Origin of the sequence: Duganella margarita (assembly GCF_009857535.1) — a bacterium.
Classification (GTDB): Bacteria; Pseudomonadota; Gammaproteobacteria; order Burkholderiales; family Burkholderiaceae_D; genus Rugamonas; species Rugamonas margarita.
In genome coordinates this window covers 1-26,458 of the sequence record NZ_WWCS01000023.1, presented here as the reverse complement: position 1 = coordinate 26,458, position 26,458 = coordinate 1, and the positions used below count along the sequence as shown (strand labels likewise).

At 63.7% G+C, this 26,458-nt stretch carries 19 protein-coding genes; 13 read left to right on the top strand and 6 right to left on the bottom strand.

The genetic code is table 11. The annotated features are described in order from the left end of the window. Nucleotides 1-6 precede the first annotated feature (6 nt). The 4 genes from GTP55_RS25115 to GTP55_RS25100 are packed head-to-tail and all read left to right on the top strand — an operon-like array spanning nt 7 to nt 4,639. Complete coding sequence (locus GTP55_RS25115) at nt 7-1,137, top strand: DUF3570 domain-containing protein (RefSeq protein WP_161047530.1); 1,131 nt, start codon at nt 7-9, stop codon at nt 1,135-1,137. Between the two features lie 2 nt (nt 1,138-1,139). Beyond that, nucleotides 1,140-2,039, top strand: coding sequence for an FAD:protein FMN transferase (locus tag GTP55_RS25110; RefSeq protein WP_161047529.1), 900 nt, complete (start codon nt 1,140-1,142; stop codon nt 2,037-2,039). After that, complete coding sequence (gene dsbD, locus GTP55_RS25105; protein ID WP_161047528.1) at nt 2,036-3,865, top strand: protein-disulfide reductase DsbD; 1,830 nt, start codon at nt 2,036-2,038, stop codon at nt 3,863-3,865. Before GTP55_RS25110 ends, dsbD begins: the two co-directional genes overlap by 4 nt. A 21-nt stretch (nt 3,866-3,886) precedes the next feature. Further along, nucleotides 3,887-4,639 (top strand): transporter, encoded by a 753-nt coding sequence (locus GTP55_RS25100; protein WP_229258159.1) that lies wholly within the window; start codon nt 3,887-3,889, stop codon nt 4,637-4,639. Between the two features lie 13 nt (nt 4,640-4,652). On the opposite strand, the gene GTP55_RS25095 is transcribed toward GTP55_RS25100, so the two are convergent. Next, nucleotides 4,653-5,174, bottom strand: coding sequence for an Lrp/AsnC family transcriptional regulator (locus GTP55_RS25095; protein WP_110846297.1), 522 nt, complete (start codon nt 5,172-5,174; stop codon nt 4,653-4,655). A 126-nt stretch (nt 5,175-5,300) separates the two neighbouring features. Here GTP55_RS25095 and hppD point away from each other — a divergent pair, with 126 nt between their 5' ends. The 5 genes from hppD (at nt 5,301) to GTP55_RS25070 (ending at nt 17,663) form a co-directional block, all read left to right on the top strand. Continuing rightward, entirely contained in the window at nt 5,301-6,422 is a 1,122-nt protein-coding gene (gene hppD / locus GTP55_RS25090; protein ID WP_161047527.1) for a 4-hydroxyphenylpyruvate dioxygenase, read from the top strand. A gap of 135 nt (nt 6,423-6,557) precedes the next feature. After that, a complete protein-coding gene (locus tag GTP55_RS25085) occupies nt 6,558-10,145 on the top strand; it encodes an indolepyruvate ferredoxin oxidoreductase family protein (protein ID WP_161047526.1) in 3,588 nt (1,195 codons plus the stop codon). Between the two features lie 179 nt (nt 10,146-10,324). Then, nucleotides 10,325-12,715 carry an ABC transporter permease gene (locus tag GTP55_RS25080; RefSeq protein ID WP_161047525.1) on the top strand — a complete coding sequence of 797 codons (2,391 nt, stop codon included), beginning with the start codon at nt 10,325-10,327 and terminating at the stop codon, nt 12,713-12,715. Nucleotides 12,716-12,749: 34 nt separating this feature from the next. Next, nucleotides 12,750-14,834 (top strand): prolyl oligopeptidase family serine peptidase, encoded by a 2,085-nt coding sequence (locus GTP55_RS25075; protein ID WP_161047524.1) that lies wholly within the window; start codon nt 12,750-12,752, stop codon nt 14,832-14,834. A 117-nt stretch (nt 14,835-14,951) separates the two neighbouring features. Continuing rightward, nucleotides 14,952-17,663, top strand: a complete 2,712-nt coding sequence (locus tag GTP55_RS25070; RefSeq protein ID WP_161047523.1) for a TonB-dependent receptor plug domain-containing protein — start codon at nt 14,952-14,954, stop codon at nt 17,661-17,663. 104 nt (nt 17,664-17,767) lie between these two features. Here the strand turns inward: GTP55_RS25070 and GTP55_RS25065 are convergent, their stop codons facing one another. Next, nucleotides 17,768-18,976: an MFS transporter gene (locus GTP55_RS25065; RefSeq protein ID WP_161047522.1), complete on the bottom strand. Its 1,209-nt coding sequence runs from the start codon at nt 18,974-18,976 to the stop codon at nt 17,768-17,770. Nucleotides 18,977-19,077: 101 nt separating this feature from the next. Here GTP55_RS25065 and GTP55_RS25060 point away from each other — a divergent pair, with 101 nt between their 5' ends. From GTP55_RS25060 to GTP55_RS25045, 4 genes are all read left to right on the top strand, one after another. Beyond that, complete coding sequence (locus GTP55_RS25060; RefSeq protein ID WP_161047521.1) at nt 19,078-19,989, top strand: LysR family transcriptional regulator; 912 nt, start codon at nt 19,078-19,080, stop codon at nt 19,987-19,989. A 7-nt stretch (nt 19,990-19,996) separates the two neighbouring features. After that, nucleotides 19,997-21,583 carry a S41 family peptidase gene (locus tag GTP55_RS25055; RefSeq protein WP_202423857.1) on the top strand — a complete coding sequence of 529 codons (1,587 nt, stop codon included), beginning with the start codon at nt 19,997-19,999 and terminating at the stop codon, nt 21,581-21,583. 69 nt (nt 21,584-21,652) lie between these two features. Beyond that, nucleotides 21,653-23,428 carry a M14 family metallopeptidase gene (locus tag GTP55_RS25050; RefSeq protein WP_161047520.1) on the top strand — a complete coding sequence of 592 codons (1,776 nt, stop codon included), beginning with the start codon at nt 21,653-21,655 and terminating at the stop codon, nt 23,426-23,428. A gap of 52 nt (nt 23,429-23,480) precedes the next feature. Next, entirely contained in the window at nt 23,481-24,083 is a 603-nt protein-coding gene (locus GTP55_RS25045) for a trimeric intracellular cation channel family protein (RefSeq protein ID WP_371868439.1), read from the top strand. Nucleotides 24,084-24,234: 151 nt separating this feature from the next. On the opposite strand, the gene GTP55_RS25040 is transcribed toward GTP55_RS25045, so the two are convergent. The 4 genes from GTP55_RS25040 to GTP55_RS25025 all read right to left on the bottom strand — a co-directional run. Further along, nucleotides 24,235-24,474 (bottom strand): CopG family ribbon-helix-helix protein, encoded by a 240-nt coding sequence (locus tag GTP55_RS25040; protein ID WP_161047519.1) that lies wholly within the window; start codon nt 24,472-24,474, stop codon nt 24,235-24,237. A gap of 26 nt (nt 24,475-24,500) precedes the next feature. Continuing rightward, entirely contained in the window at nt 24,501-25,421 is a 921-nt protein-coding gene (ttcA, locus tag GTP55_RS25035; protein WP_161047518.1) for a tRNA 2-thiocytidine(32) synthetase TtcA, read from the bottom strand. Further along, nucleotides 25,418-25,816, bottom strand: coding sequence for a dihydroneopterin aldolase (locus GTP55_RS25030; protein WP_110846308.1), 399 nt, complete (start codon nt 25,814-25,816; stop codon nt 25,418-25,420). Before GTP55_RS25030 ends, ttcA begins: the two co-directional genes overlap by 4 nt. 36 nt (nt 25,817-25,852) lie before the next feature. Next, the coding region (locus GTP55_RS25025; RefSeq protein WP_161047517.1) for an SDR family oxidoreductase at nt 25,853-26,458 on the bottom strand (606 nt) is incomplete at its 5' end.

Genomic DNA, 26,458 nt, shown 5'->3' with positions numbered 1-26,458 from the left:
CGACCCATGACGATCAACAAAGAGAGCGGCATGGCCGCATCCATTCTGTCGGCGGCGCTGATGCTGCCGGGCGTGCAGGCGCACGCCGAAGCGCCGCCGACCAATGGCGTCATCAGCGTCGGCTACCTGGATTATCAGGACAGCCAATCGGGCCTGGACCGCATCCGCGTGCATGCGCCGTCGGTGTCGATCATGACGCCGGTGGCAGGCGTGTGGAGCGTCAGTGGCACGCTGGTGAAGGATGACGTGTCGGGCGCTTCGCCGCGTTACCACACGGCGGTCTCCGGCGCCTCGCGCATGAGCGATGACCGCAAGGCCGGTGACGTAGCGCTGACCCGCTATCTGGAGCGCGGCAGCGTGACGGTGGGCGCGGCGTATTCGACCGAGCATGACTACGTGTCGCGCGCGCTGTCGCTGCAGGGCAGTTACGAGAGCGAGGACCGCAACACCACCTGGAGCGCCGGCATCGGTCATTCCGATGACAAGATCGATCCGGTCAACCGCATCGTCACCAATGAGCGCAAGCGCACCACCAACTTCCTGCTGGGCGTAACACAGGTGCTGACGGCGAACGACGTAGCGCAACTGACGCTCGGTTACGACGATGGCAGCGGCTACTTCTCCGATCCGTACAAGGCCTTCGACAACCGTCCGCGCAGCCGCTCGGAGACTACGCTGCTGGCGCGCTGGAACCACCACGTCGCCGCCACCGATGGCACCACCCGGCTGAGCTACCGCTACTACCGCGACAGCTTCGGCATCCGCGGCCATACGCTGGGCGCCGAGTACGTGCAGCCGCTGTCGGGCGGCTGGACGCTGACGCCGGAGGTGCGCCTGTACACGCAAAGCGCCGCCAGCTTCTATTACGACCCGGTGTACGACAGCAAGCTGGGAGCGCCGTTCCCGCCGGGGTACAACGGCACCGGCTACATGTCGGCGGACCAGCGCCTGTCCGGTTTCGGCGCGGTCACGCTGGGGCTCAAGGCCAGCAAGCAGATTGACAAGCTGTGGTCGGTGGACGCCAAAGTGTCGGCCTACCAGCAGCGCGGCAGCTGGCGCCTGTTCCACCAGGGGAGTCCGGGACTGGATGCTTTCCGCGCGCAGACCGTGCAGATCGCGATTAACCGGCAGTGGTAGACATGGTCGACGCGATCCACCGCATTCTGTTCGACGCCATGGGTAGCCGCTGCGAGATCCGTCTGGCGGCGCCGGACGGCGACAGCGCGCAGCGGCTGATGCACCAGGCGGTGGATGAGGTGCGGCGCATCGAGCATAAATATTCGCGCTACCGGCCGGATAGCATCGTCTCGCGCATCAATGCGGAAGCCGGCCGCAAGGCGGTGGCGGTCGATCGGGAAACGGCCGAGTTGTTTAGCTACGCCGCTGCGCTGTTCAGCGCCAGTGGCGGGTTATTCGACATCACCTCCGGCGTGCTGCGCAAGGCGTGGGATTTTCGCCGGCCAAGCGTGCCCCCGGCGGCGGTGCTGGAACCTTTGCTGGCGCTGGTCGGCTGGCATCAGGTGGAGTGCGGCGTGTTCGATATCTATCTGCGGCGGGCCGGCATGGAGATCGATTTCGGCGGCTTCGGCAAGGAATATGCGGCCGACCGCGCGGCGACCTTGCTGATGCACGCCGGCGTGCGGCACGGCTACGTGAACCTGGGTGGCGATATGCGTTTTATCGGGCCGCGCATGGATGGCAGGCCGTGGTCCATCGGCATCCAGCACCCGCGCGAAGCCGAGGGCGTGCTGGCGACGATCGACGTCAGCGAAGGCGCGCTGGCCACCAGCGGCGATTACGAGCGGTTTTTTGAACTGGATGGGCAGCGCTATTGCCACATTCTCGATCCGCGCGATGGCATGCCGGTGCGTTACTGGCGCTCGGTCAGCGTGCTGGCGCCGGTGGCGGTGGCGGCGGGCAGCTGTTCCACCATCGCCATGCTGAAGCAGCGCGATGGTCTGGATTTTCTCAATGCGTCCGACATGGCCTATCTGGCCGTCGATGACGAAGGGCAGATGTTGTATAGGGATCTGATATGAATAAGTGGATGAAGGCCTTCATGGCATTGGTGTTGGTCCTGTTCAGCGGCTGGTCGCGCGCTGGGGATTTTCTGGAGCCGGAACAGGCGTTCCAGCTGCAGGGGGAGCTGGTCGATGCGCATACGGTGCGGCTGACGTGGGTGATCGCGCCAGAGTATCACTTGTACCGCGACCGCTTGAGTTTTAACGGTAGTGTAGGCGTGCCGCTGCTGCCGGCTGGCTTGCGCAAGTTCGATACCAACTTCAATAAGGAGATGGAGACTTACCAGAACAAGCTGGTGGTCGATCTGCCGGTGACGGCTAGTGCGCCGTTTACGCTGCAAGTCGGCTATCAGGGCTGTGCGGACGCGGGCTTGTGCTACTCGCCGGCGTCGCAAAGCTTTCATGTGGATCCGGCTGCGCCGGGCAAGCTGAAGACGGTGGATGACGCTGCGGCGTCGCCGCCTGCTGTCGCGCAGACCACCGCGCAGACCACCGCAACCACGGCCGCCGCCCCCGCCGCGCCGCCGGCCGCGCCGCATGAAGACGACAGCTCGCTGGCCCAGCGCACGCTGCAAAGCGGCAGCGTATGGCGCATCGGCCTGGCCTTCCTGGCCTTCGGCCTGCTGCTGTCGTTCACGCCGTGCGTGCTGCCGATGGTGCCGATCCTGTCCTCGATCATTGTCGGCGAAGGCGCTGTCTCGCGCGGTCGGGGCTTTACACTGGCGCTGGCGTATTCGCTCGGCATGGCGCTGGTCTACACCTCGCTCGGCGTGGCGGCCGGCCTGGCTGGCGAAGGCCTGGCTGGCGCACTGCAAAAGCCATGGGTGCTGCTGACCTTTGGCGCGCTGCTGGTGCTGCTCGCGCTGTCGATGTTCGACGTCTACCAGCTGCAACTGCCGAGCAGCCTGCAAAGCCGCCTGAATGAAAAGAGCAACGGCATGAGCGGTGGCCGTTTCGCCGGCGTGTTCGTGATGGGCGCCTTGTCGGCGCTGATCGTCGGCCCATGCGTGGCCGGTCCGCTGGCCGGCGCGCTGCTCTACATCAGCCAGACGCGCAACGTCTGGACCGGCGGCTGGGCGCTGTTCTCGATGGCTGCCGGCATGAGCGTGCCTCTGCTGCTGACCGGCGTCTCGGCAGGCAGCCTGCTGCCACGCGCCGGCGCCTGGATGAACGGCGTGAAGAAGGTCTTCGGCCTGCTGCTGATCGCAGTCGCCATCTGGATGGTGTCGCCGGTGTTCAGCGTCACCGTCAACATGGCCATGTGGGGCTTGTTCGCTTTACTGTGCGCGATGTTCCTGCACGTATTCGAACCGCTGCAAAAAGGCGCGGAGCTGCGCGCCTACGTCGGCAAGACATTGGGACTCGCCTTGCTGCTGGTCGGCCTGTTTGAGCTGACCGGCGCCGCCAGCGCTGGTCGCGATGTGCTGCAGCCACTCGGTCACCTGAGCATCGCCCGCGCCGACAAACCGGCGGCGGGCGAGGGTGGCGAGGTGCACTTCAGCCGCATCAAGACCAGCGCCGAACTGGATCAGGTACTGGCCGGCAGCAGCACGCCGGTGATGCTGGACTTCTACGCCGACTGGTGCGTGTCCTGCAAGGAGATGGAGCGCTTCACCTTCTCCAGGCCGGAAGTGATGGGCAAGCTGAAACAGGTGAAGCTGATCCAGGTCGACGTTACCGCCAACAACGCCGACGACAAGGCGCTGATGAAGCGTTTCGGTTTGTTCGGCCCACCGGGCATCATCCTGTTCAAGGGCGGCAAGGAGGTGCCGGACAGCCGCGTGATCGGCTTCCTGGCCGCCGAGCCGTTCGTCCAGCACCTGGCGCGCCATATCGATTCCTGAATCGCAGGTAGAATACGCGGCATGAAACCGCTCGTATTCCTCACTTTGTGCGCCGTGATGGCGCCACTCTATGCGCAGGACGATGCCGTCCTGCCGTATCGCCCGTCGGTGTCCACGCCGGCGCAGCTGCCGACGCCCGGCCAGCTGGAATTTGAAACCGGCTTCCTGAGCGCCAAGTCCAGCGACAGCCGGCGTGACAGCCTGCCGTACACCTTCAAGCTGGCGTTCAATGAACAGTGGGGCGTGCTGATTGAAGGCGAGTCCTTCGTCTCGTCACGGGAAGACGGCGGCCCGCGCCAGCGCGGCTTTGGCGACACCACCTTTGTGCTGAAGCGCGCCTTCATCATCGATGACGCCACCGCGTTCGGCATGGAGCTTGGAGCCAAGGCGCCGACAGCCAGGGACACCATCGGCAGCGGCAAGAGCGATTACAGCATCAACGGCATCTTCAGCCGCGACATGGGCCCGGTGCACATGGACGCCAATCTGAACGCCACGCGCCTCGGCGCTTATGACGCCGGCACCGGCCGCACGCAGATCGGCTGGGCCAGCGCGTTCTCCACGCCGATTTCCGACAAATGGCAAGCCATCAGCGAACTGTCCGGCACCCACCGCGAAAACACGCTGAACACCGCGCAGCTGCTGGTGGCCGCGTCGTACAGTCCCACTAAGCGGCTGGTGTTCGACTTTGGCGTGGCGCGCGGACTGACGTCTGCCTCGCAGGACTGGTCGCTGTTCGGCGGCGTGACGCTGCCGCTGGCGAAACTCTGGTAATTAGCGTCGGTAATTACACCAGCGGCAGCGCGGTGGTGTCCTTGATGCGCTGAAGCGCGAACGACGACTTCACATCCAGCACCGCGGGGTGGCGCAGCAGCGTCGCCATCATGAAGCGCGAGAAGTGGTCCATGTCTTCCACGTGCACCCGCAGCAGGTAGTCCATTTCGCCGGTCATCGCATAGCAGGCCACCACTTCCGGCCACTGCGCCACGGATTCGGCAAAGTCGGCGCGCGGCGATGGCGGCGCGTTGGCGGCGCCCAGCGCGCGGGCGTTGCTGTGGGCCGCCGCTTCGCTGTGCTTCTCCAGCCGCACGTTCACATAGGCCAGCAGGCCCAGGCCGATCTTGTCCGGGTCCAGCAGCGCCACGTACTGGCGAATCACGCCGGCCTCCTCCAGGCGCTTGATGCGGCGCAGGCAGGGCGAGGGTGACAGCGCCACCAGCTCGGCGACGTCCTGGTTCGACAGCCGGCCGTCCGATTGCAATATAGAAAGAATCTTACGATCGGTTTTGTCCAGCGCAATCTTGGTCATAAATACCTCATAAATTACAAATTAAGGCAATATTATTGCTCAAACCGGGGCGGCGTGGGAACTGTTTGCAATTTTCTGCTTCCGAAGCGGATCTATACTGTGCGCTATTCGAATAAGGAGACACGCATGCAATTCCAGCCATGGGACAACCCGATGGGCACCGACGGTTTTGAATTCGTCGAATACGCTGCCCCCGATCCTAAAGCCCTCGGCGCGCTGTTCGAGAGCATGGGCTTTACCGCCATCGCCCGCCATCGCCACAAGGACGTCACCCTGTACCGTCAGGGCGAAATCAACTTCATCATCAACGCCGAGAAGGACTCGTTTGCGCAGCGCTTCGCGCGCCATCACGGTCCGTCGGTGTGCGCCATCGGCATCCGCGTGCAGGATGCGGCGTTTGCCTATAAGTCCATGCTGGAAAAGGGCGCCTGGGGCTTCGATAACAAGACCGGCCCGATGGAACTGAATATCCCGGCGATCAAGGGCGTGGGCGATTCGCTGATCTATCTGGTGGACCGCTGGCGCGGCAAGAACGCCGATGCCCAGCAGGGCGCGATCGGCGATATCAGCATCTATGACGTGGACTTCGTCGCCATCCCCGGCGCGCAAGCCAATCCGGTCGGCCATGGCCTGACCTATATCGACCACCTGACCAACAACGTCCACCGCGGCCGCATGAAGGAATGGGCGGACTTCTACGAGAAGATGTTCAACTTCCGCGAAGTGCGCTACTTCGACATCGAGGGCAAGCTGACCGGCCTGAAGTCGAAAGCCATGACTTCCCCGTGCGGCAAGGTGCGCATTCCGATCAATGAATCGTCGGACGACAAATCGCAGATCGCCGAGTACCTGGACGAGTACCATGGCGAAGGCATCCAGCACATTGCGCTGGGCACCGACGATATCTACTCGTCGATCGAAGGCATGAAGAAGACCGGCATCGCCTTCCAGGACACCATCGAGACTTATTATGAGCTGGTGAACCGTCGCCTGCCAAACCACGGCGAGCGCCTGGAAGAGCTGCGCCGCCTGCGCATCCTGATCGATGGCCAGAGCAATGAGACCGAGCGCGAACTGCTGCTGCAAATCTTCACGCAGAACGTCATCGGTCCGATCTTCTACGAGATCATTCAGCGCAAGGGCGATCAGGGCTTCGGCGAGGGGAACTTCCGCGCGCTGTTCGAGTCTATCGAACTGGACCAGATCAAGCGCGGCGTACTGCAGGACCCAAGCAAGGCCACTGCATAAAGAGTAGAGTAGTACCAAAGTAGTATCCAAGTAGTACAAGGCCGGTAGCAAAGCACATAGACAGAGCACCGGCGCGAACGCGGCAGAGCCTACCCGGCACTGCCGCGCAGATTCGAGAATATTGGAGACAAGACAATGAATGCACCTCACAAGGGTTTGCAGTTGGATCCGGCCGACATTACGCTGGACGATAAATGGACCCTGGAACGCGGCCGCGCGTTCATGACCGGCACGCAAGCGCTGATACGCCTGCCGATGATGCAGCGTGAGCGCGACCTCAAGGCAGGTTTGAACACGGCCGGCTACATCACCGGCTATCGCGGCTCGCCGGTCACCAGCGTCGACATGACGGCGGTGAAGGCCAAGAAATACCTCGACGCGCACCACGTCAAATTCCATCCCGGGATGAACGAAGACCTGGCGGCGACCGCCGTGTGGGGCACCCAGCAAACCAATCTTTTCAAGGACGCCAAATACGACGGCGTCTTTTCCATGTGGTACGGCAAAGGCCCCGGCGTGGACCGCTGCGGCGACGTCTTCAAGCACGCGAATAACGCCGGCTCGGCCAAGCATGGCGGCGTGCTGGTACTGGCCGGCGACGACCACGCGGCCAAGTCGTCCTCCACCGCGCACCAGTCGGACCACATCCTCAACGCCTGCGGCATTCCGGTGCTGTATCCGGCCTCGGTGCAGGAGTACATCGACTACGGCCTGCACGCATGGGCGATGAGCCGCTACACGGGCCTGTGGGTGTCGATGAAGTGCGTGACCGACATCATCGAATCCGGCGCCGTGGTGGACTTCGATCCGGACCGCGTGCAGATCCAGCTGCCGACCGACTTCGACCTGCCGGAAGGCGGCCTGAATATTCGCTGGCCGGACACCGTGCTGGATATGGAAGTCCGCATGAACAGCTACAAGTGGTACGCCGCGCTGGCGTACTGCCGCGCCAATAAGCTGAACAAGATCATCTGGGATTCGCCGAAGCCGAAGATTGGCATCATCACTGCCGGCAAATCGTATCTGGACACGCGCCAGGCGCTGGCCGACCTGGGCATCGACGAACAAGCGGCCGCCGATATCGGCATCCGCCTGTACAAGATCGGCATGACCTGGCCGCTGGAAGCGGACGGCGTGCACGAATTCGCCAAGGGCCTGGACGAGATCCTGGTGGTGGAAGAGAAGCGCCAGATCCTTGAATACGCGCTGAAGGAAGAGCTGTACAACCTGCCGGACGGCGAGCGTCCGCGCGTGGTCGGCAAGTTCGACGACACCGGCGAATGGAGCAACAAGGGCAAGACCGGCCACGGCGACTGGCTGCTGCCGGCCACCTATGAACTGAATCCGGCGCAGATTGCGCGCGCCATCGCGTCGCGCATCGCCCACTACTGCGCCGGCCATCCGGTGGCCAAGCGTGTGCAGGAACGCGTGGCGTATCTGGAAGCGAAAGAGCTGGCGCTGAAAACGCTGCCGACCAAGTCCAATCCGCAAACCGACCGCACGCCGTACTTCTGCTCCGGCTGCCCGCACAACTCGTCGACCAAGGTGCCGGAAGGCTCGCGCGCGCTGGCCGGCATTGGCTGTCACTACATGGTGCTGTGGATGGACCGCGAGACCTCGACCTTCACCCACATGGGGGCGGAAGGCGTGACGTGGGTGGGGCAGGCGCCGTTCACCAACGAGAAGCACGTGTTCACCAACCTGGGTGACGGCACCTACTTCCACTCGGGGATTTTGGCGATCCGCGCGGCGGTGGCGGCCAAGGTCAACATCACCTACAAGATCCTGTTCAACGACGCGGTGGCCATGACCGGCGGCCAGCAGTTCGATGGTCCGCTCGATCCGGGCATGATCTCGCGCCAGATCGCGGCCGAAGGCGTAACGCCGATTATCGTCGTCACCGACGAGCCGGAAAAATACCCGGCCGATTACAAATGGGCGGAAGGCGTCACCGTGCGCCATCGCAGCGAATTGATGGACGTGCAGCGCGAACTGCGCGACAAGCCGGGCGTGTCGGCCATGATCTATGACCAGACCTGCGCATCCGAGAAGCGCCGCCGCCGGAAACGCAACGAATACCCGGATCCAGCCAAGCGCGCCGTCATCAACGAGGCGGTGTGCGAAGGCTGTGGCGACTGCTCGGTGCAGTCCAACTGCCTGTCGGTGGAGCCGCTGGAAACGGACCTGGGCCGCAAGCGCCAGATCAATCAATCGTCGTGCAACAAGGACTTCTCCTGCACCACCGGCTTCTGCCCGAGCTTTGTGACGGTGGAAGGCGGCGCGCTGAAGAAACCTAAGAAGGCCGCCACCGAAGGTGGTGCCAATGCCGGCCCGCAAGCCGTGCTGCCGATGCCGACGCTGCCATCGACCGAGACGCCGTTCGGCATCCTGATCACGGGCATCGGTGGCACCGGCGTGGTGACCGTGGGCCAGATCCTGGCCATGGCGGCCCACGTCGAGAACAAGGGCGCGATCGTGCTGGACATGAGCGGTCTGGCGCAGAAGGGCGGCCCGGTGATGTCGCACGTGCGCCTGGCGGATCATCAGAGCGATCTGCATTCGACCCGCGTTGGCACGGGCAGCGCCGATCTGGTGATCGGCTGCGACCTGATCGTCACCGCATCGCGTGACGCCTTGTCGCGTATGGGCGAAGGCCGCACGCGCGCCATGATCAATTCGACCGGTTCCTCGACGGCTGCTTTCGTCAAGAACCCGGACTGGCAGTTCCCGGATGCGTCGTCGCGTGGTGAAATCATTCGCGCCTGCGGCAACGATAATGTCGACTTCGTCGATGCCGGCCAGATCGCCACCGCGCTGATGGGCGATTCCATCGCCACCAATATGTTCATGCTGGGCTACGCGTTCCAGAAGGGCTTTGTGCCGCTGAGCGAAGCTTCGCTGATCAAGGCGATTGAACTGAACGGTGTGTCGGTCGCCTTCAACAAGGCTGCCTTTAACTGGGGACGCACCGCCGCGCATGACCTGGCGTCGGTGACCAAGCTGACCACGCCGGCCAAGGTGATCGAGTTCAAACGCATTCAGACGCTGGACGACATCATCGCCAAGCGCGTGGAGCTGCTGACCGCGTATCAGGACGCGAATTACGCCAAACAGTATAAATCGTTTGTCGATCAGGTTCGCGCGGAAGAGGCGAAACTGGGCAAGAGCACCCGCCTGGCCGAAGCCGTCGCCCGCTACTACTACAAGCTGATGGCCTACAAGGATGAATATGAAGTCGCCCGGCTGTACACCGACGGCGCCTTCCAGCAGAAAATCGCCGGCATGTTCGAGGGCGACATCAAGCTGAAATTCCACCTGGCGCCGCCGCTGATGGCGAAGCACGACGCGCAGGGCCACTTGATCAAGAAGGAATTCGGCCCATGGATGATGAAGGCGTTCGGCGTGCTGGCCAAGTTCAAGGGGCTGCGCGGTACGGCGCTGGATGTCTTCGGCTACACGGCGGAACGCAAGATGGAGCGCGCGCTGATCGGCGAGTACCGTGACACCGTGGCCGGCCTGCTGCCCAAGCTGACGGCGGAGAACCTGGCGCAAGCCGTCGCCATCGCCAGCATCCCGGAAGACATCCGCGGCTACGGCCATGTAAAGGAGCGCCACCTGGCGGCGGCCAAGCAGAAGGAGGCCGCGCTGCTGTCCAGCTTCGGCAAGCCGGCGACGGTGGAGCTGCATCGGGTAGGCGGTGTGACGGAAACACACGCTGCCTGAGTCTCCGGACAGCATTCGGCGGCCCTGCGGGGCCGCTTTTTTTTATCTGTTCATTTCTGAACAGTGCTAGTGTTCGAATACGGCCGTTGCGCCGCCCAAGCGCGGTCACGCCGCAGTTTCAGGTCATGGCATGGCTTTTGCAGTAAAGCTGGCATGGACTCAAAAATAGTTGAAACACAATGATCTTGCGCGATTTCCGGATTGGCTGGCGCCTGCTGCTGCAACACCCCGCGTATTCGCTGGTCGTCACCGGCGGGCTGGCGATCGGCTTCGCCGCCTGTTTTTTATTGTTTGGCTTTGTGGCGTTCTGCCTCAACTACAACAGCAGCATCCCGGATAATGATCGCCTGGTGCTGGTCAAACAGCGCATCAATATTTTCCAGCGTCCCGAGTGGGAGGCGATTGCCTTCCTGCCGCTGCGCGATGTGGCGCTGGCCAGTGGCATGGTTGCGCAGGCCAGCATCGCCAAGCAGATCGATGTGCCGCTGCGCGTTGGCAGCGAACTGCGCGCGGTCAACCTGCAAGTGGTCGATCCGGCGTTTCAGTCCATGTTTGCCGTGGCGGCGCTGGAAGGCGACCTGCAGGCCGCGCTGACGCAGGCCGACGGCATCGCCTTGACCGTCAGCGGCGCCCGCAAGCTGTTCGGCGTTGGTCCCGTGCTGGGACGAACGGTCGATGTCGGCGGCGCCGTGTTGCAGGTGCGCGCGCTGCTGCCCGACCCGCCGGCCAACAGTACCCAGTTGTATGAGGCCCTGGCGGGAACCAACAGCAGCGCATGGCGCGAACGCGATATGGCCATGAGCCAATGGACCAGGGCCGGTCTGTATCTGAAGCTCAAACCCGGTGCGTCGATGGCGGCGCTGACCGCGCTGCTCCAGCAGGCCAGCGACCGCTCGCCGTTGACGCAGCAGATGCGCTCCGTCGCCGCCGGCATGCTCAATGGCGGCAATGTTTCCGACATCCGCCTGCTGCCGCTGCGCGATGCGTATTTTGACGCCGACCTGGCCGCAGGCCACACCGCGGAACGGTATGGACAGCGCAGCAGCGTGTATAGCCTGGCGGCGGGCGGTTTGCTGATTCTGCTGCTGGCGACGATCAACTACGTCAACCTGGCGACGGTGCGCACCTTGCGGCGCCAGCCCGAGATCGGCATCAGCAAGCTGCTGGGCGCCAGCGCATGGCGGCTGGCGCGGCAATTCCTCAGCGAGGCGGTGCTGACCACGGTGCTGGCGGCCGGCGCCGGGTTGATTCTGGCATGGCTGCTGCTGCCGGTCTTTTCGGACCTGGTCAATCGCCCGCTGGACGGCATCTTCACCCTGCGTGCCTGCGCGGCGGCGCTGGGGTTCGGCGCGTTTATTGGCGTCTGCGCCGGCGCCTATCCCGCGTGGCTGGCGCATCACGCGCTGCCGGGGCCCGCGCTGGCGGGACGCGGCAATACGGAAACCATCGCCGGGCTGTGGATCCGGCGCGTGCTGACGATCGCGCAATTCGCCAGTGCGATGGCATTGAGCGCAATGGCGCTGGCGGTGAGCTGGCAGACGTACTTCGCCAGCCACGCTTCGCCGGGTTTCGATCCGGCGCATCTGCTGGTGTTGACGTTGCCGTCCTATGCGCAGGACACGCCGCTCAATGCCGGCTTTGTGGAGCAGCTGCGGCGCCTGCCGGGGATTGAAGGCGTGGCGGCCATGTCGGAAGCGGTGGGGCGTGAGGGCGCCAGGATCACCAACCGCCTGCGTGGCAAGGATGGCCGCGATGTCTCAATGGAGGCCAAGTACGTCAGCCCGGAATGGTTTGAGGTGCACCGGCTGCATGCAGTGCATGGCGAGGCGTTCGATCCGCGGCGCGACGCCGTCGACAATTCGCAGTCCGGCCGGGTGATGGTCAACGCCGCCGGCGCGCTGGCGCTGGGTTATGCGACGCCGCAGGAAGCGGTCGGTAAACTGGTAACGGTGGACTACCGCATCATCGGCATCGCTCCGGAGGTGCGCTTCCAGGGCGTGCGCGCGCCTTCCCGCGCGGTGGTCTACCTGGTGCGGCCGACGCCGGTGCTGAGCATCCGTACCAGCGACAGCCTGCAAGCCGCCTACGACAACATCGCGCCGCTGTGGCGCCGCCACTTCCCGAATGACATCATGGAGATCAAGACGCAGCAAGCGGTTCTGGCAGAACGCTACGCCGACGATGCGCGCCTGATGCGCATCCTGGCCGCCGCCAGCGCGATCGCCATTGCATTGGCGGGCTTTGGCATCTATGTGCTGTCGGCCTACAGCGTGCAGCGGCGCCGGCGCGAGATTGTGCTGCGCAAGCTGCATGGCGCGGGGCGCTTGGACATCGCATTGTTGATGGTGCGCGAGTTTGCCATGCCGGTCGCCGCTGGCGCCATCATTGGGTTGCCGCTGGTCTGGCTGGCGATCCAGCGCTATCTGGCCGGTTATGCCGACCGTGCGCCGATGGGCGTGTGGCCGCTGGCCGCCGCCGTGGCGCTGGCGCTGCTGCTCGCATTGCTGGCCACCGCGCGCCACACACTGGCAGCACTGCGCATGTCGCCGTCGCTGGCGGTATACGACTGATTTTTTTCTGACTGTCCAATCCGGAGTACATCACATGCATCTGTATCAAAAAATCGCCAGCGCCGCGCTGATCGGCCTGGCGCTGCTGGGACACGCGCGCGCGCAGGAAAGCGATCCCTATCTGTGGCTGGAAGAAGTCCACGGCGCCAGGCCGATGGAATGGGTCGCTGCGCGCAACGCCGCTTCGCTGGGCGAATTGCAGGCGCGCCCCGAATACAAGGAGATCCGGCAAAGTGTGCAGTCCATGCTGAACTCCAGCGCGCGCCTGCCCGACGTGACCATGCACGGCGGCTTGCTGTACAACTTCTGGGTGGATGCCAATCATCAGCGCGGCGTCTGGCGGCGGACGACGATGGCGCAGTACCGCCGCGCCGAACCGGCATGGGAAACCGTGCTCGATCTCGACCAGCTGGCCGCCAACGAAAATGAGAAATGGGTGTGGCACGACGTCGTCTGCGTGTCGCCGAAGTCGGAGCGCTGCCTGGTATTGCTGTCGCGCGGCGGTGGCGACGCCCACGTGGTGCGGGAATTCGACATGGCCTCGCGCCGCTTCATCGACGATGGCTTTACGCTGCCCGAGGCCAAGACCGACGTGGCGTGGCTAGACCGCGACACGCTGCTGGTCGCCACCGACTTCGGCCCCGGATCGACCACGGCTTCCGGCTATGCGCGCGTTGTGAAGGAATGGAAGCGCGGCACACCGCTGAGTGCCGCGCACGCGCTGTATGAAGGCAAGGCGGACGACATGCGCGTGTCGGCCGAGAAGAAGTTCACGCCGGGTCATGCATATCAATTTATCACGCGCACGGTTAACTTCTACAGTACAGAATTGTTCCTGTGCGAAGGCGGCAAGCTGGCCAAGGTGCCGGTGCCGGAGGACGCCCAGACTTATACGCTGGACGGCCAGTTGCTTATCCAGCTTAATTCCGATTGGGACGTAAATGGCGTCCATTATCCGGAAGGTGCGCTGCTGGCCACGGACCTGCGCCGTTTCATGCGCGGCGCGCGCAATTTTGCGGTGCTGTTTGCGCCGACGCCGGCCAGTTCGCTGGACGGCGTCACCGTTACGCGTGGCGCGCTGCTGCTGAACGTACTGGATAACGTGCGCAACCGGCTGGTGGAGGCGCGCCTGGTCAAAGGTCAATGGCGTCAGCGCAAAGTCGACGCGCCGGCGTTCGGCCAGTTGAGCGCAACCGCGCTCGATGCGCTGGCCTCCGACGATTACATCCTGAAGGTGACCGACTTCCTGCATCCGACCACCACCTATCTGGCGAGCGTCGGCAGCGATCAGCGCACCATGCTCAAGTCGATGCCGGCGTTCTTCGACGGCGACGCCTACACGGTGCAGCAGTTCCACGCCGTGTCGAAGGATGGCACGCAGGTGCCGTATTTCGTGGTGATGGACAAGCGCGCGCGGATGGACGGCAGCAATCCCACGGTGCTGAATGCCTACGGCGGCTTCCAGCTGCCGATGAAGCCTTACTATCTCGGCCCGATGGGCGATGCGTGGCTCAAGCACGGCGGCGTGTATGTGCTGGCGAATATCCGTGGCGGTGGCGAATTCGGTCCGGCGTGGCACCAGGCAGCGGTCAAGCAAAACCGCCAGCGCGCTTTCGACGACTTCCTGGCCGTGGCCGAGGATCTGATCGCCCGCAAGATCACTAGTCCGCGCCATCTGGGCATCTCCGGCCGCAGCAACGGCGGCCTGCTGGTGGGCGCCGCGCTGACCCAGCGCCCGGACCTGTTCAACGCCGTGGTCTGCGGCGCGCCGCTGCTGGACATGCGGCGCTTCAGCAAGCTGCTGGCCGGCGCCTCGTGGATCGCCGAATACGGCGACCCGGACGATCCGGAGCAGTGGGCCTACATCGGCAAATACTCGCCGTACCAGAATGTGCGGCCTGACCAGCACTATCCGCGCGTGCTGTTCACCACCTCCACCAGCGACGACCGGGTCCACCCCGGCCACGCGCGCAAGATGGCGGCAAGGATGCAGGAACAGGGACACGACGTGCTGTACTGGGAAAACACCGAGGGCGGCCACGCCGCCGCTGCGTCCATCGCGCAGGAGGTGCAATGGTGGGCGGTGACCTACAGCTTCTTGCTGGAGCAGCTTAAATAATGAACAACATGAAACAACTTTATTCGAATTATCGTATAAGCATGTAAGAAAACATTCGTTCAGTAATAGTTCTGGCTTTGATAAGGTGGCGACCTTTTCAGTCCTGAAATATTTACAATGCAAACAAAATGTCACTTGAAGCCGCTGGCGGCTGGCGTTATCGCGCTGGTTGCCGGCGTTGCCGGCCATACCGTGGCGCAGGCGCAGGCGCAGACGCAGGAATCAGCGACGGCCACCACGCCGCCGGCAGTGGTCATCACCGGTTCGCGCATTCCGCGCGCCGGCACCGAAGGGCCGTCGGCCGTTACCGTTATCACCGCCGCCGACATCGAGAAGCAGGGCTACCGCAATGTTTTCGACGCGCTGAGCAACCAGACGCAGAATAGCGGTTTCACGCAAGGCGGCGACTACGGCAATACCGCCACGCCATCGGCCAACGCCATCAGCCTGCGCGGCCTCGGTCCGAACCACACGCTGGTGCTGCTGAACGGCCGCCGCATGGCCGACTTCCCGACCGCCTATGACGGCACGGTCAACTTCACCAATCTGGCGAATATTCCATCGGGCGTGGTGGACCGCATCGAGATCCTGAGCGGCGGCGCTTCCGCTGTCTATGGCTCGGACGCGATTGCGGGCGTGGTCAACATCATCCTGAAAAAACAGTTCGAAGGCCTGGACGTGAATGTGAAAGCCGGCGGAACATCGCGCGGCGGCGCCGGCGACAAGCGCCTGCAACTCACCGGCGGCAAGAGCTTCGATAAACTGAATACGGTGTTCAGCGTGGAGCTGACGGAACGCGATCCGCTGTGGAGCGCCGACCGCGATTTCATGGCCGCCAAGACCGGCGTGGCGCCGACCTCTGTCCTGTCGCGCAAGAATATCAGCACTGGCAAGTACGTGGACCTGGGCGACACCTGCTCGTCGCTCGGCGATCTGTTTGGCGGCAGCACCGCCAGCTATGCCAGCAAGACCGGCAGCTATTGCGCCAGCCCGAAAGTCGGCCCGACCTACTGGACCACCCAGACCAGGAACAGTAGCCAGAATGTCTTCGGCAGCGCCAATTACGAGCTGTCGCCGACTACCACGCTGTATGCGGAAGCGCTGTTCGGCCAGAACCGCAGCACGCAGAATACGCGCGGCCCGTCGTGGACTTCGCGTTCGCTGACCGACAGCTATTTCTGGAACCAGAACACCAACGCCTACGAGGCCTGGAGCCGCTACATCTCGCCGGAAGAGATGGGCGGCGTGCAGCGTTACAACCGCACCTGGGATGATCAGGCCAGCTCCCTGTCGTTCGGCGTCAAGGGCGATATTCCGGGCACCACCTGGAATTACGAAGCGGGTTACACGGCGTCGCTGTACAAGAGCCAGGACCATCGTCCGCGCGCGCTGGCGAATATCGACAGCTTCTTCCTCGGCCCGCAGCTGGGCGTGAATGCGGATGGCGTGGCGATCTACGCGCCCGATCCGGCGCGCCTGACCAAGCGTCTGACGCCGGCGGAATTCGACAGCATCACCGGCACCTCGAACAGCGATGACAAGTCGTGGACCAACACGGTGAGCCTGACCGCCAACGGCGAGCTATTCAACCTGCCGGCCGGTCCGGTCAAGGTGGCGACGGTGGCGGAATTTGGCAAGCAGGGCTTCTCCAACGTGCCGGATGCGCGCATCAATCAAGGCTACTTCAACGTCGCCACCGGTTCCGACGTCACCGCCGGCACCCGCAAGCGTTATGCGCTGGGCGGTGAAGCCAGCATCCCGGTGATCAAGACGGTGGATGCCACGCTGGCCGGCCGTTATGACCGTTACAGCTTCGCTGGCCGCAACGACGGCAAGTTCACCTACGCCGGCGGCATTGAATGGCGACCGGTCCAGCAGCTGCTGGTGCGTGGTAATTACGCCACCAGCTTCCGCGCGCCGGATATGAATTACATCTACAAGGCGCGCGGCACAGGCTACTACTCCTCCACCACCGACTACTACCGTTGCGCCAAGAGCGGCCAGGCGGTCGCCGACTGCGAGTTCGCCAACGTCTCGCCGGGCGCCGACTATGTGCAGAGCGGCAGCAAGGATCTGCGTTCGGAGAAGGGCCGTTCGACTGGCCTGGGGATTGTGTGGTCGCCGAGCGCGGACTTTGATGTGTCGGTCGACTACTGGAACATCAAGATCAGCGATCTGGTCACCAATCTGAGCGACGATACGCTGCTGCGTGACGAAGCGGCTTGCCGCACCGCCGGCGACCTGACCTCGCCGACGTGCGCCGATGCGATTTCGCGCGTGATCCGCTTCCCGGACAATGCGTTGAACCGTCCGGGCGAGATCAGGCAGATCCTGGTCAATCCGATCAATGCCGCTTCCACCAGCGTGGATGGCATCGACGTCGCCGGCAAGTACGTGTTCCGCACCAGGGACTACGGCAGCTTCCTCACCAAGGTGAACTACTCGAAGACCCTCAACAAGCATTCGCGCCAGTTCGCCGGCGATCCGCTGAAGGACGATCTGGCCGACCTGACCAACTACGACTGGCGCGACAAGCTCAATGCCAGCGTCACCTGGAACGCCGGCAAATGGTCGAACACCCTGTTCTTCCAGCGCTACGGCAAAGTGCCCAACGCCGCCGGCGACGCTTTCCTGACGCCGACCACGCTGGTCAACGCCAGCGTGGTGTACCGCCTGAATGAACGCGCCACCTTGTCGGTGGCGGTGAATAACCTGTTCAACCAGGTCAAGGCCGATAACAGCGCGGGCTGGCCTTACTACCCGGTCGGTAATTACAGCCCGATCGGCCGTCAAGGCTGGGTAGAGCTGAACTACCACTTCGGCGGTTAGGAGATCGGCTCAAAAAGACCGCAGCTTCGTTGCGGCTCCTCGCCGTGCGTTCGCACTGTCTTCGTCGCCGCGCCTCGCTGCGATCATTTTGAGCCAATCTCCAATTACACTGCCGTTTTACGCTGCTGGCTGGTGTGGCCGAGATACTCGGTCACCCAGTACAGCAGTGCCGCGCCGTTGAAGGCTGCGCCGGTCAGCAGCGCGGCTTTCCAGCCGTGGGTGGCGAACATCCAGCCGCCCAGCGCCGAACCGGCGGCGCCACCGGCGAAGAACAGCGCGAAGTAGACGCCATTCAGACGGCTGCGCACTTCCGCACCCAGCGAGAAGATGGCGCGTTGGCCCAGCACCAGGTTGGCCGCCACACCCATATCCAGCACGATCGATGCGATCACCAGCACGGCCAATGCGACGTTGCGCGAACCTGGCACCACCAGCGGCAGTACAAATCCAATCACACCCAGTGCCAGCGCGGCGGCGGTTGCCATCAGCGTGTGGCCTTTGTCTGCCAGCTTGCCGGCGATCGGCGAAGCCACCGCACCAGCCATGCCTACCAGCGCAAAAATGGCGATGCCGGTCTGCGACAGATGGAACTCAGGGCCCGACAGCATCAGCGGCGTCACGGTCCAGAACAGGCTGAACGAACCAAACAGGCCGGCGTGGTACGCAGCGCGGCGACGCAGCACCGGCGTTTGCAGGAACAGGTGCCACAGCGACGACATCAGCTTCGGATAGGTGATGTGGTGTTGCGGCGTGCGCACCGGCAGTTTGGCGCGCAGCACGAAGGCGACGATCAGCACCATGACGGCGGCGCCGCCGAACACCACGTGCCAGCTGGTGGCGTCGGCGATCAGGCTGGCCGCAGGACGCGACAGCATGATCCCCAGCAGCAGGCCGCTGACCACTTTGCCGACGGTGACGCCGCGCGTCGATTCCTTCGACAGGTGGGCGGCGAACGGCACGATGATCTGCGCCGCCACCGAACCGAGGCCGATGCCCAGCGCCGCGGTCAGGAACATCCAGGCGCTGCTGCTGATCGCGGCCAGCACCAGCATGGCCGAGGTGAACAGCAGGCCGGTGAAGATCAGGCGGCGGTTTTCCAGCAGGTCGCCCAGCGGCACGATGAACAGCAGGCCGATACAGTAGCCGATCTGCGTCAGCGTGACGATCAGGCCGGCCGCTTCCGGCGACAGGCCGGTGGAGGCGCTGATCGGGCCGACCAGGGTTTGGGCGTAATACAGGCTGGCCACGATCAGGCCAGTGGCGGTCGCCAGCAGGGTAACCATGCCGGGACTGATATCTTGTTCTTTGTTCATGATGTGACTCCAGTGGAGATTTCGATAGGTCAATTCTAGGCAAAACTCGCCCAAAGATAATTAGGGCATAATGGCTCCACACCTTTCACAAAATGTGAACAATGGACAGACTCAAAGCCATGCAGACGTTTGTGCGGATCGTTGAGGCCAATAGCTACACCAAGGCCGCCGAGACGCTGGATCTGCCGCGCGCCGCGCTCACCGCCACCATCAAGAAGCTGGAAGCCTTCCTTGGCACCCAGCTGCTGCAGCGGACCACGCGCCGCCTGTCGCTGACGCCGGACGGCGCCGATTACTTTCGCAAGTGTCTGGAAATTCTACAGGCAGTGGAGGACGCTGAGAGTACCTATCGTGGCCAGGGCGGCGGCCCCCCACGTGGCAAGCTGCGGGTCGAGTTGCCCGGCACTTTCGGCCGCAATGTGGTAATGCCGCATATCGCTGTCTTCTGCCGCCGCTATCCGGAGATCGACCTGGTGGTCAGCCTGAGCGACCGCGTGCGCGACCTGACCGAGGAGGGCGCCGACTGCGCGCTGCGCATCGGCGCCTTGCAGGATTCGGCGATGATTGGCCGGCAGCTGGGCAGCATGCGTTTTGTCACCTGCGCCGCGCCGTCCTATTTGCAGCAGCATGGCGTGCCGCAGGTTTGGAGCGATCTGGGCGAGCATCGCTGCGTGTCGCATTTTTCCGGCCGCACCGGCCGCCCGTTCGACTGGGACTTTGTGGTCGACGGCCGCGTGGTGACCACCGAGGTGCGCAGCGCCATCGCGGTCAACGATGCCGAGGCCAGTGTCAGCTGCGTATTGCAGGGCATGGGGCTGGCGCAGATCGCGCGCTACCAGGTGCGCGCGCACCTGACCAGCGGCGCGCTGGTCGAAGTGCTGGCCACCACGCCGCCGACGCCGATGCCGGTGTCGCTGCTGTATCCGCAGGGCCGCATGGCGTCGCCGCGCCTGCGGGTTTTTGCCGAATGGCTGGCGGAGCTGGTGCGTCAGGACGCCGATTTGCAGTCATAATGCGCGAATGAGATTTCTAACTGTTTTGTCTTGCGCCGCCACGGCGGCAGTGTTGAGTGCTTGCGGCGGCGGTTCGTCGCCGCCACCACCCGTCACCGTCACGCCGCCGGTCGAACCACCTATTACAGCGACGCCGCCAGTCACCGAGCCGCCACCTGTGACGCCGCCAGTTACCGAGCCGCCACCAGTTACGCCACCAGTGATCGATCCACCGGTCACGCCGCCGCCGGTCACGCCGCCGGTGAATTCGTTGCCGGACTGGCTCACGCTGCTCGGCCGGTGCGAACACCCGGCCATAGGCCAGACCCAGGGCACGCTGAACGACGAGCAGCGCTGGCTATACTCTTATGTCGACGAGATGTACCTCTGGTACAAGGAGCTGCCCAAGCTGAACATGGCAGACTATAAAACCACGGTCGACTACTTCGCTGCGCTGAAGACGTCCGCCATCACGCCGAGCGGCCGCGCCAAGGACCGTTTCCACTTCACCTATCCCACCGACGTCTGGCAAGCAATGAGCCTGGGCGGCGTGGAACTGGGTTATGGCATTACCTGGTCGCACACCGCCAGTGGCGTGTTACCACGCGTGTGGGCGGTGGCCATGGTGGAGCCGGGATCGCCGGCGGCCCTCGCCGGCCTGCACCGCGGCGACACGCTGCTGTCGGTGAATGGCGTCGATATGCAGGACATCACCGTTCAGGGCGTGGCCGCCATCAATGCCGGCCTGTCACCGGCCAAGGCCGGCGACAGCTACCCGTTTGTGCTGTCGCGCGGTGGCGCCTCGCTGCCGGTTACGCTCACCGCCGCCAATGTGGTAGCGGCGCCGGTGCAAAATGATAGGGTGTTGGCGTCGGCCAGCGGCACCGTCGGCTATTTGCAATTCCATGACCACAATGCGGTGGCGGAGAGCCAGTTGGCCGACGCCTTCACCCGCTTCAAGAGCGCCGGCGTATCTGACCTGATGCTGGACATGCGCTACAACGGCGGCGGTTATGTGGTGCTGGCTGCGGAGCTGGCGTATATGATCGCCGGTCCGGACGCCACCAAGGGCAAAATATTTGAGCAGGTGCACCGCAACGACAAGCAGAAGGTGGCGAAGCCGCAGTTGTTCGCTGCCACTGCCGCCGGCTTGTCGTCAACCTTGATGAAGGCCGGTACCGTGCTGCCTTACCTGGGATTGAAACGGGTCACGATACTGACCACGCCGGGCACCTGTTCGGCCAGCGAGTCGGTGATCAACGGCCTGCGCGGCGTGGATATCGAGGTGACGCTGATCGGCGGCGAGACCTGCGGCAAGCCGTACGTTTTTACCCCAGTGCCCAACTGCGGCACGACCTATTTCGCGATCGAGGCGCAGGGCGCGAACAACAAGGGTTTTGGCGACTACGCCGATGGCTTTGCGCCGACCTGCAAAGTAGATGACGACCTGGCGCACGAAATGGGTGACACGTCGGAAGGCATGCTGGCGGCGGCGCTGAGCTACCGCGCCACTGGCGTGTGCCCGGCCACGCCGATGCGCAACCGTAGTCTGAAGATCAATCCGTTGCAGGTGGAGCGACCGCAAGGGAAGCAGATTGCGATACGCCTGCGCTAAGCACTATAATTTTCTCGCATCCGATGCCGGCACAGGCATCGGTCGATCAACCTCGCTGGAAGCCTCTCCATGATTCGTTCCGCCATACTGCTTGCCTTTGCCGCCACCTCCACGCTGGCCTTCGCCGCGCCTGCCCCCACCACCGCACCGCTGAGCACCATCTCCGAACGCTCCGGCTTCCAGAGCACCGGCCGTTATGATGAAGTGATCGCGCTGTGCGCACAGTTCCAGAAAGCCTACCCGAAACAGGTGCGCTGCTTTGAATTCGGCCGCACGCCGGAAGGCCGGCCGATGCTGGCGCTGGCCGTCACCCGCACCGGCGCCCTGAGCGCCGAGCAGGCGAAGAAGAAGGGCGTGCCGGTCATGCTGATCCAGGGCGGCATCCACGCCGGGGAAATCGACGGCAAGGACGCCGGCTTCCTGGCGCTGCGCGAGGCGCTCGAAGGCAAGGTGGCGCAGGGTGCGCTGGACAGGCAGGTGCTGTTGTTCGTCCCGGTGTTCAACGTCGATGGTCACGAGCGCTTCGGCAAGAACAACCGCCCGAACCAGCGCGGCCCGGTGGAAATGGGCTGGCGCGTCACGGCGCAGAACTACAACCTCAATCGTGACTACGTCAAGGCCGATGCGCCGGAAATGCAGGCCATGCTGGCGCTGGTCAACGCCTGGGACCCGCTGGCCTACGTCGACCTGCACGTGACCGACGGCGCCAAGTTCCAGCCGGACGTGTCGATCCAGGTGGAGCCGGTGCATGGCGGCGACGAAGCGCTGAAAGTGGCCGGCGCCGCCTTGCAGAACAATGTGATGGCGGACCTGAAGGCGCAAGGCTCGGACCCGAAACCGTATTACATCTCCTTCGCCAAGGAAGACGATCCGGCCTCCGGTTTTGTCGACAGCATGTCGACGCCGCGCTTCTCGACCGGCTACTTCCCGATGCGTAACCGCTTTGCCATGCTGGTGGAGACCCATTCGTGGAAGGACTATCCGACCCGCGTGCGCATTACCCACAACACCATCGTCTCGCTGCTGTCGCAGGTGGCGCAGCATGGCCAGGAGTGGCAGAAGCTGACCAGGGAGGCCGACGCGCGTGCGGTGGCGATGGGGGGCGGCGAGTTCCCGCTCAGCTATCGCACCACCTTCAACACCAAGACCATCCAGTTCACCGGCTATGAATATACGCGCGAACATTCGGTGGTGTCGGGCGGCCTGTGGACCCGCTACGACGAGAGCAAGCCGCAGATGTGGACCGTGCCGCTGCGCGACGAAGTGGTGCCGGACCTGTGGATCAAGGCGCCACAGGGCGGCTACATCGTGCCGCTGGCGCAGGCCGCGTGGGTCGGCGCCAAGCTCAAACAGCACGGCATCGAGTTCAAGGTGATCAAGGAAGACCAGATGGCGGCCGAGGTGGAGACCTTCCGCGCCACCAAGACCAAGTTCGGCGCGCAGTCGTTCGAGGGCCATCAGACGCTGGCGGTGGAAGGCGACTGGAACCGCGAACGCCGCGCGCTGACCAAGGGTTCCTTGTTCGTGCCGATTGCGCAGCCGAAGGCGCGGCTGGTGATGACCATGCTGGAGCCGCGCGGCGCCGATGGCCTGCTGGCCTGGGGCGAATTCAATAACGCCTTCGAGCGCAAGGAGTACATGGAGGATTACGTGGCCGAGGAAGTGGCGCGCGACCAGCTGGAAGCCGATCCGGCGCTGCGTGCGGAATTCCAGAAGAAGCTGGACACCGAGCCGGATTTCGAAAAGAGTCCGCAGAAGCGGCTGGAGTTCTTCGCCCGGCGCCACGCCTCGTGGGATGAGCGCTACAACCTGTATCCGGTGCTGCGCACCGCACAGAAATACTGATCGCCGGCGGCTCGCTGATGCATAATGCCGCCTCTTTGATTTGAGGTGGCGTGTGCTTTATTTTATTTATCTGGTGGCCATATCGGCCGAAGCGGCGTCCGGCGCGCTGATGGCGATGCGCCGCAAGATGGACTTGTTCGGACTGGCGCTGGTCGGCACCGTCACGGCGCTGGGCGGCGGTTCGATCCGCGACGTGCTGCTCGGGCACTATCCGCTGGGCTGGGTGGCGCATCCGCAGTACCTGGCCATCACGGTCGGCGCGGCGATGGTGGCGGCGTTGATGGCGCGCTGGCTGGCGCGCTTCGAATCGGCCTTCCTGCTGCTGGACGCATTAGGACTGGTGGCGTTTTCCATCATCGGCTGCGACGTCGCCGCCACCACCGGTGCGCATGTGTCGGTGGTGATCCTGATGGGCATGATTACTGGCATCGCCGGCGGCCTGCTGCGCGACATCCTGTGCAACCAGGTGCCGCTGGTGCTCAAGCGCGACCTGTACGCCACCGTGGCGCTGCTGACCGGCGCGCTGTACATGGGCCAGCTGCACCTCGGCGTCGACCCGCATGTGGCGACGCTGGTGGCGCTGACGGTCGGCTTCTGCGTGCGGCTGCTGGCGATCCGCCTGGCACTGACGCTGCCGGTGCTGAAGGAGCGCTAAACGTTGTTTTAGTGCTGTATGTGCAGGACTGCTGCCAAATAAAACTAGCGCGATCGCGAGTTTGTGGGCCGCTTGTGGCTTGTCCTTGGCGATGAATTGAACGATGCCGTCCAGGTTAGTGAGCGCGCGCCTGGTCCATCTGACCTGAAAGTTAGGCGCCATAACGCGTGAATACCGCGTTGACCTCATCTTCGGAAGCGAACTCTCCCTGATCGGCCGCCGCTATGCCCTTTTGCAAATCAGCTAGTTGGGCGCCGCGCCAGCCTACATAATGTCGCAATGCTTGCTGGGCGATTTCAGTTGGAGGCTGGCCGGACAAGGCAGAAATCTGTTCTACGGCTTCTTTCAATTCTGGCGTTACCGGAATTTCGATGCTCAAGATGTCAGTCATGGCCAGCTCCTGTTGGTCGTTAAAAGTCAGTCTTCCCGCTGTAGCGAAATGATGCCGGGCATGGTGGTTGGCGTCGAGCAGGGTTCTTCGTCGAAGGCGATGTCGCCCAGCGGGTTGGCCAGGCCGTCGGCCTTGATGTCCTTGAAGCCGAACAGGTCGCGGTCCATCAGGTGCGACGGCACCACCGTCGACAGCGACGAGAAGATGTTCTCCACGCGGCCGGGATGCTTTTTCTCCCAGTCGCGCAGCATGTTCTTGATCTGCTTGCGCTGCAGGTTTTCCTGCGAGCCGCACAGGTCGCACGGGATGATCGGGAAGCCCTTGACCGCAGCGTAGCGCTCGGTGTCTTCTTCCTTCACATACGCCAGCGGACGGATCACCATGTGCTTGCCGTCGTCCGACACCAGCTTGGCCGGCATGCCCTTGATTTTCCCGCCGAAGAACATATTCAGGAAGAAGGTTTCCAGGATGTCGTCGCGGTGGTGGCCCAGCGCGATCTTGTTGCAGCCCAGTTCATCGGCCACGCGGTACAGGATGCCGCGGCGCAGGCGCGAACACAGCGAGCAGGTGGTCTTGCCTTCCGGGATCAGGCGCTTGACGATGCTGTAGGTGTCCTGGTTTTCGATGTGGTACGCCACGCCCAGCTTGTCCAGGTAGGCCGGCAGGATGTCGGCCGGGAAGTTCGGCTGTTTCTGGTCGAGGTTGACCGCGACGAGCTCGAAGTTGATCGGCGCCCGTTCGCGCAGCGTCATCAGGATGTCCAGCAGCGCGTACGAGTCCTTGCCGCCGGACAGGCAGACCATGACCTTGTCGCCGTCTTCAATCATGTTGAAGTCGCCGATGGCCTGGCCGACCAGGCGGCACAAACGCTTGTGCAGCTTGTTGTTTTCGTGGGCGATTTTTTCAGCGCTCTTCACACTGATGGTGTCGTCGATGACGGCGTTCATGCTGCTTCCTTGATCTTGAATACTTCAACGCCCACGCCTTCGCAATCCGGATAGACGTCGGGCTTCATGGTCGAGACGCGCGCGGCGCGCACGCTCGGGTGTTCCAGCATCGCGCGCACGATGTCGTCGCACAGGGTTTCCTGCAGCTGCACGTGGCCGCGCGCCATGCGCTTGGCGATGGTGTCGCGGATGAAGTCGTAGTCGACCACTTCGTCCAGCTGGTCGTGGGTCGGCGACGACAGCGCCAGCGGGATGTACAGGTCGACGTTGATCAGCAGGCGCTGCTCGCCTTTTTTCTCGAACTCGTAGACGCCGATGTTGATCATGACTTCGTAGTTGCGCAGGAACAGGCGGCGGCAGTCGTTCAGTTGCGGGTGAATCAGGGCGGACAGCATGGGGAACCTTTTTTCGATTAAATTTATTTGGCCAGCTTATTTAGCCAGGAACATCACGTCGCGCGGCAGCGGCAGCAGGTGCTGGCCGCCGTCGACCAGCAACGTGGCGCCGGTCAGCGCGCGCGCCGAGGCGGCGTAGACCACGCTGTCGGCGATGTCGTCCGGGGTGCTGGAACGGCCCAGCGGCGTTTGCTGGTGCGCGTTGGCGAAACCGGCGTCGGTCTGGTCGCCGGACACCATGGTGATGCCCGGCGCGATGCCGACCACCCGCAGTTTCGGCGCCAGCTGCTGCGCCAGCATGGTGGTGGCGGTGTGCAGCGCAGCCTTGGACAGGGTGTACGACAAAAAATCAGGATTGAGATTGTACAGCTTCTGGTCCAGCAGATTGATGACGGCGGCCTGGGCGCCGTCCGCCGTGGCCGCGTGCAGCGCCTGCGCCAGCAGGATCGGCGCGGCGACGTTGGCGTGCATGTGGGCGTCCAGCCGGGCGTAGCTGAAGTCGTCGGCGCTGTCGTAGTCGAACAGCGAGGCGTTGTTGACCACGCACTGCACGCCGCCCAGCGCCGCCACCGCGCGCGGCAGCAGCTGGCGCACCGCCGCCTCGTCGGCCAGGTCGCACTGCAGCGCCACGGCGCGCCGGCC